The organism is Flavobacterium sp. YJ01, from assembly GCF_029320955.1.
In the GTDB taxonomy this organism is placed as follows: domain Bacteria; phylum Bacteroidota; class Bacteroidia; order Flavobacteriales; family Flavobacteriaceae; genus Flavobacterium.
Genome location: NZ_CP119757.1, coordinates 3,320,016 through 3,335,359 on the forward strand (window position 1 = coordinate 3,320,016; position 15,344 = coordinate 3,335,359).

The window sequence follows — 15,344 nt, forward strand, 5'->3', positions numbered from 1 at the left end:
ACTATAAAGTTTCTTCTAACCATTTAAAGAATTCACCTTGCCAAATCTGAGCATTTTGTGGTTTTAAAACCCAGTGATTTTCTTCTGGAAAATACACAAATCTACTTTTAATTCCTCTTAATTGAGCCGCTTGAAAAGCTTCTTGTCCTTGTCCGATCGGCACACGGAAATCTTTTCCTCCTTGGAAAATTAAAATTGGTTTGTTCCAATTCTGAACCAAAGTTGCAGGATTAAAAGTCGTGTAAGCTTTTTGTGCTACAGCATTATCTTTTTCCCAATAAGCTCCGCCAAAATCCCATTTGTTAAAGAAAACTTCCTCTGTCGTTCCTAACATAGAAACGGTATTGAAAACACCATCGTGAGCAATAAAAGTTTTGAAACGGTTTTTGTGAATTCCAGCTAAATAAAATACAGAATATCCACCGTAACTAGCTCCAACACAACCTAAACGGCTTTTGTCAACGTAGCTTTCTTTTGCAACATCATCAATTGCAGAAAGATAATCGTCCATAACTTGTCCGCCCCAATCTTTACTAATTTGCTCATTCCATTCAACACCGTGACCTGGCATTCCGCGACGGTTTGGCGCTACAACCACATAACCTTTTGCAGCCATTAAAGAGAAATTCCATCGGTAAGAATACGATTGTGTCAACGCACTTTGTGGTCCGCCTTGGCAATACAATAATGTTGGATATTTTTTTGAGGCATCAAAATTTGGAGGAAGAATAACCCAAACCAACATCTTTTTTCCGTCAGTTGTTGTAACATAACGTCTTTCTGTTTTGCTTAACGCCAAAGATTTGTACGTTTCTGTGTTAACATTTGAAAGTTGTTTCCAAGTGTTTTTCTTCAAATTAAAAGAGTAAATTTCAGCAGCGTGATTCATATCGTTTCTTGTTACGATAAGATCATCTCCAGAAAATCCAACTAAATCATTTACATCAAAATCTCCTTTTGTTATCTGATGAACGTTGATTGCAATTTTAGTTAAACCTGGAAAATTAACAGAGAAAATTTGTTTTGTACCGTCAATTGGCGCTACAAAAAATACAGTTTTTCCGTCTTTACTCCAGATAAAATTATCTACAGTTCCGTCCCAATTCGCAGTCAGATTTGTTTTGATTCCTTTAAATTCAACAATAATATCGTTTTTATCAGACTCATAACCGTCGCGTTTCATTTGCAACCAAGTTAAATTTCCTGTTGGAGAAAATTGCGGAGCCGTATCGTAACCTAAATTACCATCCGTTTTATTGATTGTTTTTTGAGTTTCTAAATTGTACTCGTAAATATCTGTATTTGTAGAAATTGCGTAAGCCGTTCCTGCTTTTTTCTTGCAAACATAAAAAATACTTTTGCTGTCTGGCGACCAGATATAATCTTCGTCACCGCCAAATGGTTTTTGTGGAGAATCAAAAGTTTCACCTTTCAAGATGTCAATTCCTTTTGCACCATCTTTGTTTTCTTTATAAAAAACGTGATTAAATTTTCCTTCGTTCCAAGTATCCCAATGACGATAATCTAATCCGTCATAGATTTGAGCATCAGATTTGTCTAATTTTGGATAAAAATCTTTACCTAAAACTTTATCGATTTTTACTTCCTCATTATAAACAACATATTTTCCATCAGGAGAAATATTTTTGTCTGCCAAAATATCTTTTGTGTCTTTAATTTCAACTGCATTTCCTCCAGTTACAGGAATTGTATACAATTTTGAAGACGATTTGTTTTCTTCTACAGAAGGCGTAGAAACTTTAAAAACAACATTTTTTGCATCTTTAGAAATGCCAAGAGGTGTTACTCTTCCTAATTTCCATAACAATTCCGGCGACATTACATTCTGTCCGATAGCGTTTAAACTCATCATTATTAAGGTTGTTAATACTACTTTTTTCATAATCGATTATTCTATTTTTTGTGGCGCTAAAAATACAACATTTAAATTCCAATAAGTTAAATTTCAAATTCCAATTATTGTTAAAGTTTACTATTGTCACCCTGAGCGAAGTCGAAGTGCACATAGTTGAGAGGCTTCGACTTCGCTCAGCCAGACAAAGATTTTTAAATGAACTTAAATTACTTATATGGTTCAAAAAAAATCTTATTTTTATAAAAAACTCTGAAAATGGAACTAAGCTATTGGGAATTAAAAAACTGGTTCACAGCTATTGACTACACAATTGTTGGAAGCGGAATCGTCGGCTTACATACAGCTTTGCGCTTACGCGAAAGATTTCCAGCTGCCAAAATTCTGGTTCTAGAAAAAGGAATGTTGCCTCAAGGTGCCAGTACCAAAAATGCAGGTTTTGCCTGTTTCGGAAGTCTTTCTGAAATTCTAGAAGATTTGAAAACACATTCGGAAGATGACGTGGTGCATTTGATTGAAAAACGCTGGAAAGGTTTGCAATTACTTCGAAAAAGATTGGGAGATGCTGCAATCGATTTTAAACCTCATGGTGGTTATGAATTATTTTTGAAAGAAGACGAATCAGGATTTAATGAATGTATTTCTAAAATTCCGTTTATAAACGAAGTTTTAAAACCGCTTTTTAAAGCCGAAGTTTTTGCAAAAGAAACAGATCGTTTCGGATTTGGAAATGTTCAAGATTATTTGATTTTTAATCCGTTTGAAGCGCAGATTGATACGGGAAATATGATGCAGGAATTGTTAAAGCAAGCTATTTCTTCAGATATTTTAGTTCTAAATCAGCAAACCGTAACTTCTTACGCCGATGTAGGAAATCACGTTGAAGTGGTTTTGAATGATTTTAGTTTTAAAACCCAAAAACTGCTTTTTGCTACAAACGGTTTTGCTAATTCTTTAACAAATGGAGCGGTAAAACCGGCAAGAGCGCAAGTTTTAATTACAGAACCCATTCACAATTTAGACATAAAAGGAACGTTTCATTTAGATCGTGGTTATTATTATTTTAGAAATATAAACAATCGGATTTTATTGGGTGGTGGAAGAAATCTAGATTTTGAGGGAGAAACCACAACCGAATTTGGACAGACGAAAATTATTCAAAATAAATTGGAAGATTTACTGAAAAATGTAATTTTACCAAATCAGGATTTCCAGATTGCGCACCGTTGGAGCGGTATCATGGGAATCGGAAATAGTAAAAATCCTGTTGTAGCTCAACTATCTGAAAACGTGTTTTGTGGAGTGCGTTTAGGCGGAATGGGAGTGGCAATAGGCAGTTTAATAGGAACCGAATTAGCAGATTTAATATAATGGCAGCACCCAAAAAACCAGCACCAAAAAAAACAACCGCAAGTAAACCCAAGCCTAAATCAACTTCTAAGAAAGGAAATCGTTCTTTAGGAGAAAAAATAAAATGGTTCTTTATTAAAGCTGCTTTGTGGTTTTTTGGATTATCTATTGGTTCAGTTATTTTCTTCAAATATGTGCCAGTTCCTTTTACTCCGTTAATGCTTATTCGTGCCATCGAAAATAAACTTGGAGGTAAAGAAGTGTATTTTGATCATGATTGGGAACCACTCGAAAAAATTTCAATGAATTTGCAAAAAGCAGTAATCGCCAGTGAAGATGCGACTTTTTTAACGCATAATGGTTTTGATTTTAAAGCACTTCAAAAAGCATATAAAAGCAACGAACGCGGACGCAGAATTCGTGGCGGAAGTACCATTTCGCAACAAACCGCTAAAAATGTCTTTTTATGGCAAGGGAAAAGTTATTTGCGTAAAGGTCTTGAAGCTTATTTTACTGTTTTGATAGAAATTATCTGGGGCAAAGAACGTATCATGGAAGTTTACCTAAACAGTATTGAAATGGGCGATGGCGTTTACGGCGCTTATGCGGCAACAGAACATTGGTATCGTCGCGATGCGTCGAGTCTAACAGCAATGCAAGCGGCTGGAATTGCGGCAATTCTGCCAAATCCGAGAAAATTTAAGGCCACAGGTTCTTCAAGTTATATCAATAGAAGAAAAGAAAGAATTGTTCGCGAAATGCGTTACGTTGGAAAAATCAATTATGATGGAAAAGAGAAAGAGAAGTAAAAAAAAGCTTTTTGCTTTTCTGATATTGACAGTAACACTCACTTTTGGACAAGGAAAAAAAACAGAAATAGGTTTTGTATCGGATAATGATTTGTATACATCGTCTAAAAATGACATGTATTATACAAATGGTTTAGAGCTTTTTTACCGATTTTTGAGTAAAAACAACAACCAGAAAATCAATAAAGAAATTACCGAGTTTAGAATTGGACAATATCTTTACAATCCGAGATTTATAAATGAAGAAGCAGTTGATATAAATGATCGTCCTTTTGCGGGTTATCTTTTTGCTGAAGCCGGAAAAAGTTTCTTTTATCAAAGTGAATCGGTTTTGAAGACCGATTTTCAAATTGGTTTTCTTGGTCCAAATGCTTTGGGAGAAGAATTGCAAGAAGGATTTCACAAAATTATTGGCTACAAAAAAGTATTTGGATGGGAAAATCAAATTCACAATGCCTTGGGCTTGCAAGCGCATGTGATGTATTCTAAAAAGCTATTTCCATCTCAACATAATGATTTTGTAGATCTTCATTGGCAGTCTGAAGCCAATGTAGGAACTATTTTTACAGGAGTTTCTACAGGATTTATGGCTAGATTTGGGTTTAAAAATTTGCTTCCGCTATACGATTCTAATATGCACGATGCCTCAGTAAGTGCTGAAATACAAACGAATATTAGAGAATTTTATTTTTATGCGATGCCAAGCGTTAATTATCAATTCTATGATGCAACGATTGAAGGAAGTATGTTTAACGACACAAGTCCGATTACTTTCGAATTAGAGCCACTTCGTTTTAATGCCGAAGCTGGTTTAAAATATCGCTATAACAATTTCAATATTTCATACTCTTTTATTTATCGCGGACGAGAATTAAACGATCCAGGAATTGATACGAATAAAGGATACTTTTTTGGGTCGATACGAATGGGGTTTTTGTTGAGGTAGTTTTTGCTATTAAGATATATGGCAAAACTTCTTGAATAAAATTTGCTGCAAAATAAAAAAAACCGTATTCCAATTTAAGAATACGGTTTTTTGTTTAGTTATTGTTTTGTATAAGTTCCATCTAAAAATCCAGTGGATTCCATTACAGTGTCAGAAGTCTTAGTAAAACTAAATGTAACTGTTGATTCTGAAAATTTGTAATCTGCACTGTATGATGAATTATTTTTGGTTTCTTTTACAGATACCTCTATGCCAGCTTTTTTAAGTGTGGCAACTTGTTCTTTTGTTGATGTTTTAGTGCCTCCAGCTCCGTAGATGATATCATCTTTCGTAAAAGTATATGTTCCTCCAAAATTCGATTTCCAAGTTCCTATTATCCATTCAGGCGGGGCAAAACTATTTGATCCATTGTTAGTTTTTCCAGAATCGTCATTATCTGATGAAGAACAAGATGTTGTAATGATAAATAAGCTAAGTAGTAAAAGTAATTTTCTCATGGTTTTTATAATTAAGGTGAAGTAATATCCAGTTTACTTGAAATCAAAGGATTTAAAGTCAGTAATTTTACAAAGATGTAGCTATAAAACTTTTAGAATGTCCGCCAAAAGGCATAATTGTATTACAATAAGCCTGATTGCTCTATATATTTGGTCTAATCAAAAAACTTCTTATGAAAATTAGAATTTCTTGTCTAGCCCCGATGGCAGCGGTATCCTTTTTACTGCTTCTTTAGCAGGAAAAAGATATAGCGAACAGCGGGACAAGTGGTCTTTTGAAAATAATACTTCTGCTGCTAAATTTTTAAACTCAATTTCTAAATAACACTTAACCTTTTGATAATACGCTAAATACTTTAAATCTTTATATTTAAGTTAAAATTAAAAACTATGGATATTAATTGGAATATAATTGGAGTTGTAGCAATCTTGGTTGTGATTTTGGTTGTGTTAACGATCAGAAAAAATCTAAAGGAAAAAAAGAAATTGGAAAATTTGCTAAATAACGATTTCAAAAAAACAGAGAAAAAAGATGTCGATGCTGATGATTCAGCTAATGAGAAATAATTTAACACTGAAGTTGTCATTTCGAGGAACGAGAAATCACACTCGGAATTCCACAATCTTTGTCGATAAACTAGTGCGATTTCTCGTTCCTCGAAATGACAAGATTGCGTATAAAATAAAAACCCTTGTAAAAACTAAATTTACAAGGGTTTCTATTTTGTGGAGAATATCGGGCTCGAACCGATCACCTCTACGCTGCCAGCGTAACGCTCTAGCCAGATGAGCTAATCCCCCAAAAGTGTAAACAAATAAAGTCAAATAATTCTCAAAAAACAAATTTCGAGGAGTTTCAGGAATATAATTTTTCAAAAGCGTAACTTTACCTTTAAATCTATTTTTATGAGTTCAGAAAATCTAAATGGAAGTTTAGAAACTTCTTTTCAAAATACAATTGCAACAGTTCAGTTTGGTCATCCTGCAAGTAATTCTTTTCCGCGTCAATTGTTAGACGCGCTTACGGCAGAAATTAATTCGTTAAGCAGAAATGAAGACATTTCGGTTATTATTTTAAAAAGTGAGGGGAATAAAACTTTTTGTTCTGGCGCTTCTTTTGATGAACTTTTGAAAGTTGAAAATGAAGAGGAGGGATTAGAATTCTTTTCAGGTTTTGCACACTTATTAAATGCGATGCGAAACTGTAATAAACTAATTATTGGTCGTGTGCAAGGAAAAGCTGTTGGAGGCGGTGTCGGAATTATTTCGGCTTGCGATTATGTTTTTGCAACTCGGCAAAGCGAAATTAAATTATCTGAATTAGCAATCGGAATCGGACCATTTGTAATTGAACCAGCCGTTTCTCGTAAAATTGGCAAAACGGCAATGACGCAAATGACTTTGGCTCCTCACGAATGGAAATCGGCAGATTGGGCTTTCCAAAAAGGACTTTATTCTGTTTTAACTTCTATTGAAAAACTAGATGAAGAAGTCGAAAGTTTTGCTCAAAAATTAAGTTCATACAATCCAGAAGCTTTATACGAAATGAAAAAAGTGATCTGGGAAGGTACAGAAACTTGGGAATCGCTTCTTTTTGAGCGCGCCGCAATTACTGGTAAATTGGTTTTGTCTGATTTTACAAAAAAGGCATTGCTTCAGTTTAAAAAATGATTTTATGCCACAGATTAAAAGGATTAAAAAGGATTATTTTAAAATCATTCTAATCCTTTTAATCTGTGGCTAAAAAAAATAAAACTAAATATAATTTAAAATGAAACTCATTTCATTGTTCCAAAAAGTTGACATTGCAGAGAAAATAAAAGACGCTCCAGACAGCGGTTATCAAATTGGCGTTGTCATCGGATCTTTTATTCCGTTTCTGATTTTAGGCGGAATTGCTTTGTGGATGTATAACCGCGCTAAAAAAAGAGATAAAAACGGTTATTAATTTGTAAATTTGCAAGCTTAAAATTAAACATCGATGAGTAATATCAGAATTACAAAACAATTTAGCTTCGAAACTGGACATGCATTGTACGGTTACGACGGAAAATGCAAGAACGTTCACGGACACAGTTATAAATTATCGGTAACGGTTATTGGTTCGCCAATTACAGACCGATCGAATGTGAAATTCGGAATGGTGATTGATTTTTCGGATCTAAAGAAAATTGTAAAAGAAGAAATCGTCGATCAGTTTGATCATGCAACTGTTTTCAATCAGACTACTCCGCATGTTGAATTAGCAGCTGAATTAAAAAACCGAGGTCATCATGTGATTTTGGTTGATTATCAGCCAACAAGCGAAAATATGGTGGTTGATTTTGCTGAAAGAATTATAGCAAGACTTCCTGCTGGAATTTCTCTTTTCTCACTAAAACTTCAAGAAACAGAATCGTCTTTTGCAGAATGGTACGCTTCAGATAATTTGTAATTAGTAAAAAGTAAATTGTAAGAAGTAAGACGCAAAACTTTTGCATCTCACATTTCACAAATCACATCTCACAAAAAATTAAATGAAAAAAATATATTTTGCTTCAGATCAGCATTTTGGTGCTCCAACTCCTGAATTGAGTTTGCCGCGCGAGAAAAAATTTGTTGCTTGGCTAGATGAGGTTAAAGAAGATGCTGAAGCTATTTTTTTATTGGGTGATTTATTTGATTTTTGGTTTGAATACAAAACGGTCGTTCCAAAAGGATTTGTTCGAATTCTAGGCAAACTGGCTGAAATTCGCGACAGCGGAATTCCGATTTATTTTTTTGTTGGAAACCATGATTTATGGATGAATGATTATTTTGAAACCGAATTGAATATTCCGGTTTATCATGATAACAAAGAATTTACTTTTAACGGAAAGACTTTTTTAATTGGTCACGGCGACGGAAAAGGTCCTGGCGATAAAGGTTATAAAAGAATGAAAAAGGTGTTTACAAATCCGTTTTCAAAATGGCTTTTTCGTTGGCTTCATCCAGATGTTGGCGTTAGTTTAGCACAATATTTATCGGTCAAAAATAAATTGATTTCTGGCGATGAAGATATTAAGTTTTTAGGCGAAGAAAAAGAATGGCTGATTTTGTACGCCAAGCGAAAATTAGAAACTAAACATTATAATTATTTTGTTTTCGGACATCGCCATTTGCCAATGATTCGTTCAGTTGGCGAAAACTCAGAATATGTTAATCTTGGCGATTGGATTGGCTATTTTACGTACGGTGTTTTTGACGGCGAAAAATTCGAATTGAAAGAATTCCAAAAATAAGTTAGTCAAAAGTCAAAAGTCAAAAGTTGAAAAGGCAAATAATACTCATTTGTCAAAAAAATTAAACAAACTTTTATTTCGCATTCGGATAAATTCCGATTCGGTGCGTTCTCAAAATATAATTCGACAATTGTTTGCTGTTTGAAAGCTGAAAACTAATCGCGTTTGAAGCTTTTTTAGGCATATGACATTCTACACAATTATCGGCTAATAATTTCTCAGGCATTGTTTTAAGCGTGGTTTCATTGTGTTTTAAACCTTGATGACAACTCATGCAGATTTTAGAATACGATGCCATATTTTTAGACGCATTTTCATGCGGGTTATGACACGTAATGCAATCCATTTTATCGCTTTTCATAAAACATTTACTTTGCGCCATTAAGCGGAATTGGTTTCCGTGAACATCAAATTTTGCGCTATCAGTAATATTTCTGTTTTCACGAAAAAACTCCGTTAAATTATCTCCAGGTTTAAATTCAAAACGAGATCTTAATTTCATCCCGTCATTTCCCGAATGACACAATGCGCAAGCATCCAATTTTTGCTGACGATTTAATGTTTTATAACTTGTAATGCTATTAGCAACCTTTACATTTGGGTTTTTTAAATGAAATTCTACATGTTTTTTAGCTGGTCCGTGGCAGCGTTCGCAGTCAATTCCGTAAACGATTGTTTTTTTGTTAATGATATCTTCCACATCCATAGACATAAAGTTCTTTTGTTCAGAACTTTGTTCAACCATTCTGGAACTTACATTAGAACTGTGGCACGCGTAACAATCCTTAACAACCATTCGGTCAAAATAAGGTTTATCAGCAGGAAATCCAGGACTTGTTGCCCAATTATTTATAGAATGATAAAAGGAAAGCGGTAATTCGTAAGTATTATTATTCTTCCAATAAACAGAAGTTTGTGCATGTTTGGTACCAAAGACAATTTCAAATTTATATCTCGCACTTTCTTTTCCGTTTTTATATAAAACCTGATACAAACTGTCGCCATGTTTTTCCATGACCAATTTGGTGTCTTTGTCATAAATAAAAGTATGGTTTTTAGAATCGAAATCTCCAGAAACATTTTCTAATAATGCCGGAGCGGTAGCTTTAAAGTGAGAACTTTTAAATACCATTTCAGATTGTGCTTTGTGGCATTGTACACAGCTTTCTGAACCCGCAAAATCAGTTCCGCGCGGATCAATGTATTCTTCTGATTTGTTGTTGCAGCTGACAAAGAAAATTGTCAAAAGAATGTTGGTTAGTAGAAATACAGTTTTTTTCATTGCTGTAAATATACTTTTTTTTGATTTGAATCAAAATATATTTCAATAATGAAAAAATGTTGTTAAAATATTTAGAATGCTTCTTAATTCATTCCAACTCCATAAATATATTCGTCAAGTTCAATTTTGAACAAAGAACCTTCAACCAAATCTTTAATCGATTTTAATTCGGTCATATTTACTGCCAAATCTATAGAATTGCATGGCGTTTTTAATAGAAATTTATGGCAAGAATATTTCATTTCGCAAGCTTCGCAACAAGCGTTTTCAATCATACTGTCTTCAATTAAATCGCAGAAAAGATTTAATTCTTGAACTGTAAAATAAAAGCCAGTTTCTTTAAAAACCAATTGTATTTTGTCTGAAATTGTTGTGTTATGATCTTTCCAGTAAAAAGCTATTCCAAAATTATTATGATATATCTGTTCAATTTCTCTCATCGTAAAACCTTTTAATTCAACAAATATAAATATTATTTAAATTAATTCTAAATAAAAAATTCATAAAAAATGTTATTTTTTTCCAAAGAGTAAGAGATTGAATAAAAGAATTAAATCTCATTTTATGTCTTCCTGAGCGAAGTCGAAGGATTTACGCAAAACCAAGAACACGATAATTAATTATTGACACAAAGTGTTGAGGTAAAAAGTCAAACTTTGCCCTGTTTTGCTCCAATTTGACATGTTTTTTTCTCTATAAAAACTGTTTTCTGTGGCTGACATTGCTGTAGAAATAGAAAAGTATTTACTTTTTTCATCGCTTTTTGCACTTTCAATCCATTGAATCGTAACCGCAATATCGCCCATTTCTTTATCGAGATAAATATCATACGGTTTTAAATCGACTGTAAATAATCCAAGTTTGTTGTCTTTTACTTCAAAAATAATATCTTTTTCAATTAAGATTTTAGAGGGCAAACCATTTTCAACTTTGTAAAAATTCAATCTAAATTTAACCGATTTAAATTCGTTAGAAGTTATGTTGAAATTGAAGTAGGTTACTTTGCAGTCTTTTTTTATTCGGAATTCCATTCCTCTTTCACGACTTAAATAATCATCAACGGTTTTGTCGAGAGTAGTAAAAAAATTGAAATGCATAAGTCCAAGTCCTTTCGAACTTCTTCCGAATTGTTTATCTTTTGGTTTTTTGAATGTGACAATAACTTCTTTTAAAGTATTTTCGGAAGGCGTCATTTCGATTAAATTTTTCTCTAATTTTAGTTGATTTACCATTATTTTTTTGCTTTCAAAACCAATATGGGAAAATACAATTGTATCATTTTGATTTACTTTTTCGTTCAATTTTAATTTGAAAATTCCTTTTTCGTTTGAAATTGTTCCCGCATTTTTATTGACGATTCCGATATTGACATATTCTAAAGAAGAATTAGTTTTTGAATCTTTTATTGCGCCAGAAATTATATTTTCCTGAGCATAAAATCCGAAAGATAAAAAGATGAAAACTAGAGTAGAAGTATATTTCATTCAATTATTTTTTAAATAAAGAAATGAAATAAGATTAAATCAGAAATCTATTTTAGCCAATTTTTAACATTTGAAAGAAATGCATTTTGCTGATTTACAAATTTATAAATAGAAACTAAGAAAATCTATTAAAATTTTTATTTCAATAAAACATAGATAGTTGAGTCCTTAGCTATATAATTATCTTCATTTGGATTAAATTCTTTCAAGAGAAGATGTATTTGCAAAGAATTATCATGAATTTTAATGTCATTTTTTTTGAAATACAAATCTTCTTCAAACTGAAAAGTGGCTACTTTTTTTTGAAATAGGAAATATTTTTTCTCTATAACTTCATATTTACAGCATCCGCTTAAGAACCCTGTAAACGGTTTGTTTATTTGAATTTGATCATTTTCAAATCTACAGTCTGTTGGACTAAAAAATAGAAATAAAAGAGAAGAAAGAATAGCTCCAAAAATTCCGTCGATTAACCAGCCCAAAAAAGCAAATATTGGATAGAAGAAATAAAATCCGAAATAGATTGCTTTCTTTTTAAAAGGTTTTATATAAAAAAAGAAAAGTACAGCGGCTGAAACGTAAAATAAAACTCTAAAAATTAAGAGAAGATTGGAGATTAAACTAACTCCAAAAGCGCCAATAATCAAGACATTACATACAAGCATAATTAATGTCGCTAAATGAACTCTTAAGAGTGTTTTTTTCAATTTCGGCATTTACTCCAATTTATGATGATCGTCCATATCTTTTTGAAGATCTAAATTTCTAAAAGTTGGAGATATAAAACTAAAACCTAACACAGTAAGAAGTGTAATGCTTCCTCCAAAAATTACAGAAGTTACAGTTCCCATCAATTTTGCAGTTGCACCGCTTTCAAAAGCTCCTAATTCATTAGAAGATCCAACAAAAATCGAATTTACTGCGCCAACACGCCCACGCATATGATCTGGAGTTTTAAGCTGTAAGATTGTCTGACGAATTACAACTGAGATTCCGTCTGCCAATCCGCTCAAAAATAAAGCAAAAACCGAAAGCCAAAATGAGGTCGAGAATCCGAATAAAATAATCGATAAACCAAAAACGAAAATCGCTGCTAAAAGTTTCTTTCCTGCGTTTTTATATAAAGGAATATAGGCCGAAACAATCATGGTAATAAAGGCTCCAACGGCAGGCGCGGCTCTCAAAATACCAAATCCTTCAGAACCCACTTTTAAAATGTCTTGTGCAAAAACAGGTAATAATGCTACAGCGCCTCCAAATAATACAGCAATCATGTCTAGTGACAAAGCTCCTAAAACAATTTGGTTTCTAAATACAAATGTCAAACCTTCTGTAAGACTGTCTTTTATCGATTCTCCAATTTTCGGATTAATAATTGGTTTTGCGCTGATTTGTGATAAGGCAATTAAGGAAAGAATAGAAAATCCGAAAACCAGACACATTGACCAATGAACGCCAATCCAGTTAATTGAAAATCCTGCCAACGCTGGTCCCATAACGGCTCCAATTTGCCAAACTGTACTGCTCCAAGTGGCAGCATTTGGATATGCTTTTTTAGGAATAATAAGTGATAAAAGAGAGAAAATAGTTGGACCGAGAAAGGCACGTACCAAACCTCCAAAAAATACTAAAGCGTAAATCGAATACAAAATTACATGAGAAGACCAACCGCCAACCACTTTTGGCCAAGTCAATAAAAACAGCCCAAAACTGATTACTGAAAAACCGAAAATGCATTTCACCAATAAACTTTTCTTTTCTTTTTGATCAACAATATGACCAGCAAACAATGCCATTGAAACGGCTGGAATAACTTCCATTAAACCAATAATTCCTAAAGAAAGCGGATTTTTAGTTAAACTGTAAACTTCCCATTCAATTACAATAAACTGCATCGACCAAGCGAAAACCATGGCAAAACGCAATAATAAAAACACATTGAATTCTCTGTAACGCAATGCCTGATATGGATCTGGCTTATTCGATTTAATTTCTTCCATTTGTTCTAATGTCTTTCAGCATAAGCTGTGTTGAAACAGTTCCGTTCCATTCATTTTCGGCAATGCAATACGCCAGTTGAAACGGATTTTGATTTTGTGCTATGTTTAATTTTTTCCCAAGTCCAAAGCCAATTGCAGCAATTCCGTCGGAGTTGTTTTGTTTAACGAAAAGCCTAAGGTGTTCTTCTTCAGTGCCAAGAGTTTTGGCATAGCCAGTATCTTTTAAATCTTTAGTCATAAAAACCGGTGTCATATTTTGTGGGCCAAAAGGTTCAAATTGTTTTAAAATTCGAATGAGTTTAGGTGTGATATCTGAGAAATTAATTTCGGCGTCAATTTCGATTTCTGGAGTTAACATCTCGGGAAGAATAGTGGCAGAAACTTGTTTTTCGAAAGCTTCTTTAAAAACAGAATAATTTTCTGCTTTCAAAGTCATTCCCGCCGCATACATATGTCCTCCAAATTGTTCCAAATGTTCTGAACAGGCATCTAAAGCATTGTAAACATCAAAGCCTTTTACAGATCGGGCAGAAGCGGCATATTTATCTCCGCTTTTAGTGAAAACTAAAGTCGGACGATAATAGGTTTCAATTAATCTTGAAGCCACAATTCCGATAACGCCTTTGTGCCAATCTTCCTGAAAAACTACGGTAGAAAAACGTTCTTCTTCGTTATTTTCTAAAATCTGCTGAAAAGCTTCTTTTGTTATTTTTTTGTCTAAATCTTTTCGATCTGCGTTGTATTGTTCAATTTCTGAAGCGAATTGCTGTGCTTGTTCAAAATTAAATTCAGTTAACAATTCAACAGCATGATTGCCATGTTTTATTCTTCCAGCGGCATTAATTCTTGGCGAAATAATAAAAACAACGTCGGTAATATCGAGAACTTTCTTTTTTACTTGATGAACCAAAGCTTTAATTCCTGGCCGAGGTTCGGTGTTAATGACTTTTAATCCGAAGTAAGCCAAAACACGGTTTTCTCCTGTAATCGGAACAATATCGGCTGCAATTGCTGTAGCAACCAAATCCAAATACGGAACTAAATCTTCAATAGTTTCATTTCGATTTTGACCTAAAGCTTGAATCAATTTAAAACCAACTCCGCAACCGCACAATTCGTCATAAGGGTAGGAGCAGTCTTCCCTTTTCGGATCTAAAACCGCAACCGCATCAGGAAGAAATTCTCCAGGTCTATGGTGATCACAGATTATAAAATCGATGTTTTTCGCTTTCGCGTATGCGATATGATCTATTGATTTGATTCCGCAGTCAAGAGCGATAATTAGAGAAATTCCGTTATCGTCTGCGTAGTCAATTCCTTTATATGAAATGCCATAACCTTCGTCATAACGATCTGGAATATAAGTGGCAATATTTGGATAATATGATTTTAAATAGGAAGAAACCAAAGAAACTGCAGTTGTTCCGTCTACATCATAATCGCCGAAAACCAAAATATTTTCTTGATTTTCAATCGCCTTTTCGATTCGAGCAACGGCTTTGTCCATATCTTTCATTAAATACGGATCATGAAGATGTTCTAGTGAAGGGCGAAAAAAGTTTTTTGCATCTTCAAAAGTTTCAATGCCACGCTGAATCAAAAGTGTTGCTACAAAATCTTCTACATTTAAGGCTTGTGCCAAATGTTTTATTTTATCTTCAGAAGGTTTTGGTTTTATAGTCCAACGCATGGGTTGATTTTAGATTTTAGATTATTGATTTTAGATTATTGATTTTAGATTGTGGATTTCTGAAATCGTTTAATCTGATTGGTAATTTTTTTTGCCACTCCCGATAGCTATCGGGATAAAAGATTTAAAACGATTTTTAATCTGTAGTAGAGA

16 protein-coding genes and 1 tRNA gene are annotated in these 15,344 nt (G+C 33.4%); 8 read left to right on the forward strand and 9 right to left on the reverse strand.

The features are described from left to right. Window position 1 precedes the first annotated feature (1 nt). Entirely contained in the window at window positions 2-1,903 is a 1,902-nt protein-coding gene (locus tag P0R33_RS14495; protein ID WP_276171893.1) for a S9 family peptidase, read from the reverse strand. A 228-nt stretch (window positions 1,904-2,131) separates the two neighbouring features. Here P0R33_RS14495 and P0R33_RS14500 point away from each other — a divergent pair, with 228 nt between their 5' ends. From P0R33_RS14500 to P0R33_RS14510, 3 genes are read left to right on the forward strand one after another with little or no spacing between them, the layout of a single operon-like run. Beyond that, the gene (locus P0R33_RS14500; RefSeq protein WP_276171894.1) at window positions 2,132-3,244 is read left to right on the forward strand and encodes an FAD-dependent oxidoreductase; all 1,113 of its coding nucleotides are present in this window, start codon (window positions 2,132-2,134) and stop codon (window positions 3,242-3,244) included. Then, complete coding sequence (mtgA, locus tag P0R33_RS14505) at window positions 3,244-4,032, forward strand: monofunctional biosynthetic peptidoglycan transglycosylase (protein WP_276171895.1); 789 nt, start codon at window positions 3,244-3,246, stop codon at window positions 4,030-4,032. The genes P0R33_RS14500 and mtgA overlap by 1 nt, the downstream gene beginning before the upstream one ends. Further along, on the forward strand, window positions 4,010-4,978 hold the full coding sequence (locus tag P0R33_RS14510; RefSeq protein ID WP_276171896.1) for a lipid A deacylase LpxR family protein: 969 nt from the start codon (window positions 4,010-4,012) through the stop codon (window positions 4,976-4,978). The genes mtgA and P0R33_RS14510 overlap by 23 nt, the downstream gene beginning before the upstream one ends. 98 nt (window positions 4,979-5,076) lie before the next feature. On the opposite strand, the gene P0R33_RS14515 is transcribed toward P0R33_RS14510, so the two are convergent. After that, a complete protein-coding gene (locus P0R33_RS14515; protein ID WP_276171897.1) occupies window positions 5,077-5,475 on the reverse strand; it encodes a hypothetical protein in 399 nt (132 codons plus the stop codon). A 390-nt stretch (window positions 5,476-5,865) separates the two neighbouring features. Here P0R33_RS14515 and P0R33_RS14520 point away from each other — a divergent pair, with 390 nt between their 5' ends. Next, window positions 5,866-6,042, forward strand: coding sequence for a hypothetical protein (locus P0R33_RS14520; RefSeq protein WP_276171898.1), 177 nt, complete (start codon window positions 5,866-5,868; stop codon window positions 6,040-6,042). 160 nt (window positions 6,043-6,202) lie between these two features. Here the strand turns inward: P0R33_RS14520 and P0R33_RS14525 are convergent. Next, window positions 6,203-6,276, reverse strand: a tRNA-Ala gene (locus tag P0R33_RS14525). Window positions 6,277-6,381: 105 nt separating this feature from the next. Between P0R33_RS14525 and P0R33_RS14530 the strand changes: the two genes are divergently transcribed. The 4 genes from P0R33_RS14530 to P0R33_RS14545 all read left to right on the forward strand — a co-directional run bounded on the left by P0R33_RS14530 (window position 6,382) and on the right by P0R33_RS14545 (window position 8,735). Next, window positions 6,382-7,146, forward strand: coding sequence for an enoyl-CoA hydratase/isomerase family protein (locus P0R33_RS14530; RefSeq protein WP_276171899.1), 765 nt, complete (start codon window positions 6,382-6,384; stop codon window positions 7,144-7,146). A gap of 100 nt (window positions 7,147-7,246) precedes the next feature. Beyond that, window positions 7,247-7,423, forward strand: coding sequence for a hypothetical protein (locus P0R33_RS14535; RefSeq protein WP_276171900.1), 177 nt, complete (start codon window positions 7,247-7,249; stop codon window positions 7,421-7,423). Window positions 7,424-7,456: 33 nt separating this feature from the next. Next, window positions 7,457-7,909: a 6-carboxytetrahydropterin synthase gene (locus tag P0R33_RS14540; RefSeq protein WP_276171901.1), complete on the forward strand. Its 453-nt coding sequence runs from the start codon at window positions 7,457-7,459 to the stop codon at window positions 7,907-7,909. A gap of 82 nt (window positions 7,910-7,991) precedes the next feature. Beyond that, window positions 7,992-8,735, forward strand: a complete 744-nt coding sequence (locus tag P0R33_RS14545) for a UDP-2,3-diacylglucosamine diphosphatase (RefSeq protein ID WP_276171902.1) — start codon at window positions 7,992-7,994, stop codon at window positions 8,733-8,735. Window positions 8,736-8,808: 73 nt separating this feature from the next. Here the strand turns inward: P0R33_RS14545 and P0R33_RS14550 are convergent, their stop codons facing one another. The 6 genes from P0R33_RS14550 to recJ all read right to left on the reverse strand — a co-directional run bounded on the left by P0R33_RS14550 (window position 8,809) and on the right by recJ (window position 15,191). Then, the gene (locus tag P0R33_RS14550) at window positions 8,809-10,017 is read right to left on the reverse strand and encodes a cytochrome c3 family protein (protein ID WP_276171903.1); all 1,209 of its coding nucleotides are present in this window, start codon (window positions 10,015-10,017) and stop codon (window positions 8,809-8,811) included. An 83-nt stretch (window positions 10,018-10,100) separates the two neighbouring features. Further along, on the reverse strand, window positions 10,101-10,457 hold the full coding sequence (locus P0R33_RS14555; protein WP_276171904.1) for a hypothetical protein: 357 nt from the start codon (window positions 10,455-10,457) through the stop codon (window positions 10,101-10,103). A 180-nt stretch (window positions 10,458-10,637) separates the two neighbouring features. Next, the gene (locus P0R33_RS14560) at window positions 10,638-11,501 is read right to left on the reverse strand and encodes a carboxypeptidase-like regulatory domain-containing protein (protein WP_276171905.1); all 864 of its coding nucleotides are present in this window, start codon (window positions 11,499-11,501) and stop codon (window positions 10,638-10,640) included. Window positions 11,502-11,638: 137 nt separating this feature from the next. Further along, window positions 11,639-12,217 carry a hypothetical protein gene (locus tag P0R33_RS14565; RefSeq protein WP_276171906.1) on the reverse strand — a complete coding sequence of 193 codons (579 nt, stop codon included), beginning with the start codon at window positions 12,215-12,217 and terminating at the stop codon, window positions 11,639-11,641. Next, window positions 12,218-13,501 (reverse strand): MFS transporter, encoded by a 1,284-nt coding sequence (locus tag P0R33_RS14570; protein ID WP_276171907.1) that lies wholly within the window; start codon window positions 13,499-13,501, stop codon window positions 12,218-12,220. Beyond that, the gene (gene recJ / locus P0R33_RS14575; RefSeq protein ID WP_276171908.1) at window positions 13,488-15,191 is read right to left on the reverse strand and encodes a single-stranded-DNA-specific exonuclease RecJ; all 1,704 of its coding nucleotides are present in this window, start codon (window positions 15,189-15,191) and stop codon (window positions 13,488-13,490) included. The genes P0R33_RS14570 and recJ overlap by 14 nt, the downstream gene beginning before the upstream one ends. Between the last annotated feature and the right edge of the window lie 153 nt (window positions 15,192-15,344).

Bases quoted from the DNA above. Each gene is read 5' to 3' on its own strand.
- P0R33_RS14520 (WP_276171898.1), top strand. From the start codon at position 5,866: ATGGATATTAATTGGAATATAATTGGAGTTGTAGCAATCTTGGTTGTG.
- P0R33_RS14555 (WP_276171904.1), bottom strand. From the start codon at position 10,457: ATGAGAGAAATTGAACAGATATATCATAATAATTTTGGAATAGCTTTT.
- P0R33_RS14535 (WP_276171900.1), top strand. From the start codon at position 7,247: ATGAAACTCATTTCATTGTTCCAAAAAGTTGACATTGCAGAGAAAATA.
- P0R33_RS14540 (WP_276171901.1), top strand. From the start codon at position 7,457: ATGAGTAATATCAGAATTACAAAACAATTTAGCTTCGAAACTGGACAT.
- P0R33_RS14500 (WP_276171894.1), top strand. From the start codon at position 2,132: ATGGAACTAAGCTATTGGGAATTAAAAAACTGGTTCACAGCTATTGAC.
- P0R33_RS14570 (WP_276171907.1), bottom strand. From the start codon at position 13,501: ATGGAAGAAATTAAATCGAATAAGCCAGATCCATATCAGGCATTGCGT.
- P0R33_RS14550 (WP_276171903.1), bottom strand. From the start codon at position 10,017: ATGAAAAAAACTGTATTTCTACTAACCAACATTCTTTTGACAATTTTC.
- mtgA (WP_276171895.1), top strand. From the start codon at position 3,244: ATGGCAGCACCCAAAAAACCAGCACCAAAAAAAACAACCGCAAGTAAA.
- P0R33_RS14565 (WP_276171906.1), bottom strand. From the start codon at position 12,217: ATGCCGAAATTGAAAAAAACACTCTTAAGAGTTCATTTAGCGACATTA.
- P0R33_RS14510 (WP_276171896.1), top strand. From the start codon at position 4,010: ATGGAAAAGAGAAAGAGAAGTAAAAAAAAGCTTTTTGCTTTTCTGATA.
- P0R33_RS14560 (WP_276171905.1), bottom strand. From the start codon at position 11,501: ATGAAATATACTTCTACTCTAGTTTTCATCTTTTTATCTTTCGGATTT.
- P0R33_RS14545 (WP_276171902.1), top strand. From the start codon at position 7,992: ATGAAAAAAATATATTTTGCTTCAGATCAGCATTTTGGTGCTCCAACT.
- recJ (WP_276171908.1), bottom strand. From the start codon at position 15,191: ATGCGTTGGACTATAAAACCAAAACCTTCTGAAGATAAAATAAAACAT.
- P0R33_RS14495 (WP_276171893.1), bottom strand. From the start codon at position 1,903: ATGAAAAAAGTAGTATTAACAACCTTAATAATGATGAGTTTAAACGCT.
- P0R33_RS14515 (WP_276171897.1), bottom strand. From the start codon at position 5,475: ATGAGAAAATTACTTTTACTACTTAGCTTATTTATCATTACAACATCT.
- P0R33_RS14530 (WP_276171899.1), top strand. From the start codon at position 6,382: ATGAGTTCAGAAAATCTAAATGGAAGTTTAGAAACTTCTTTTCAAAAT.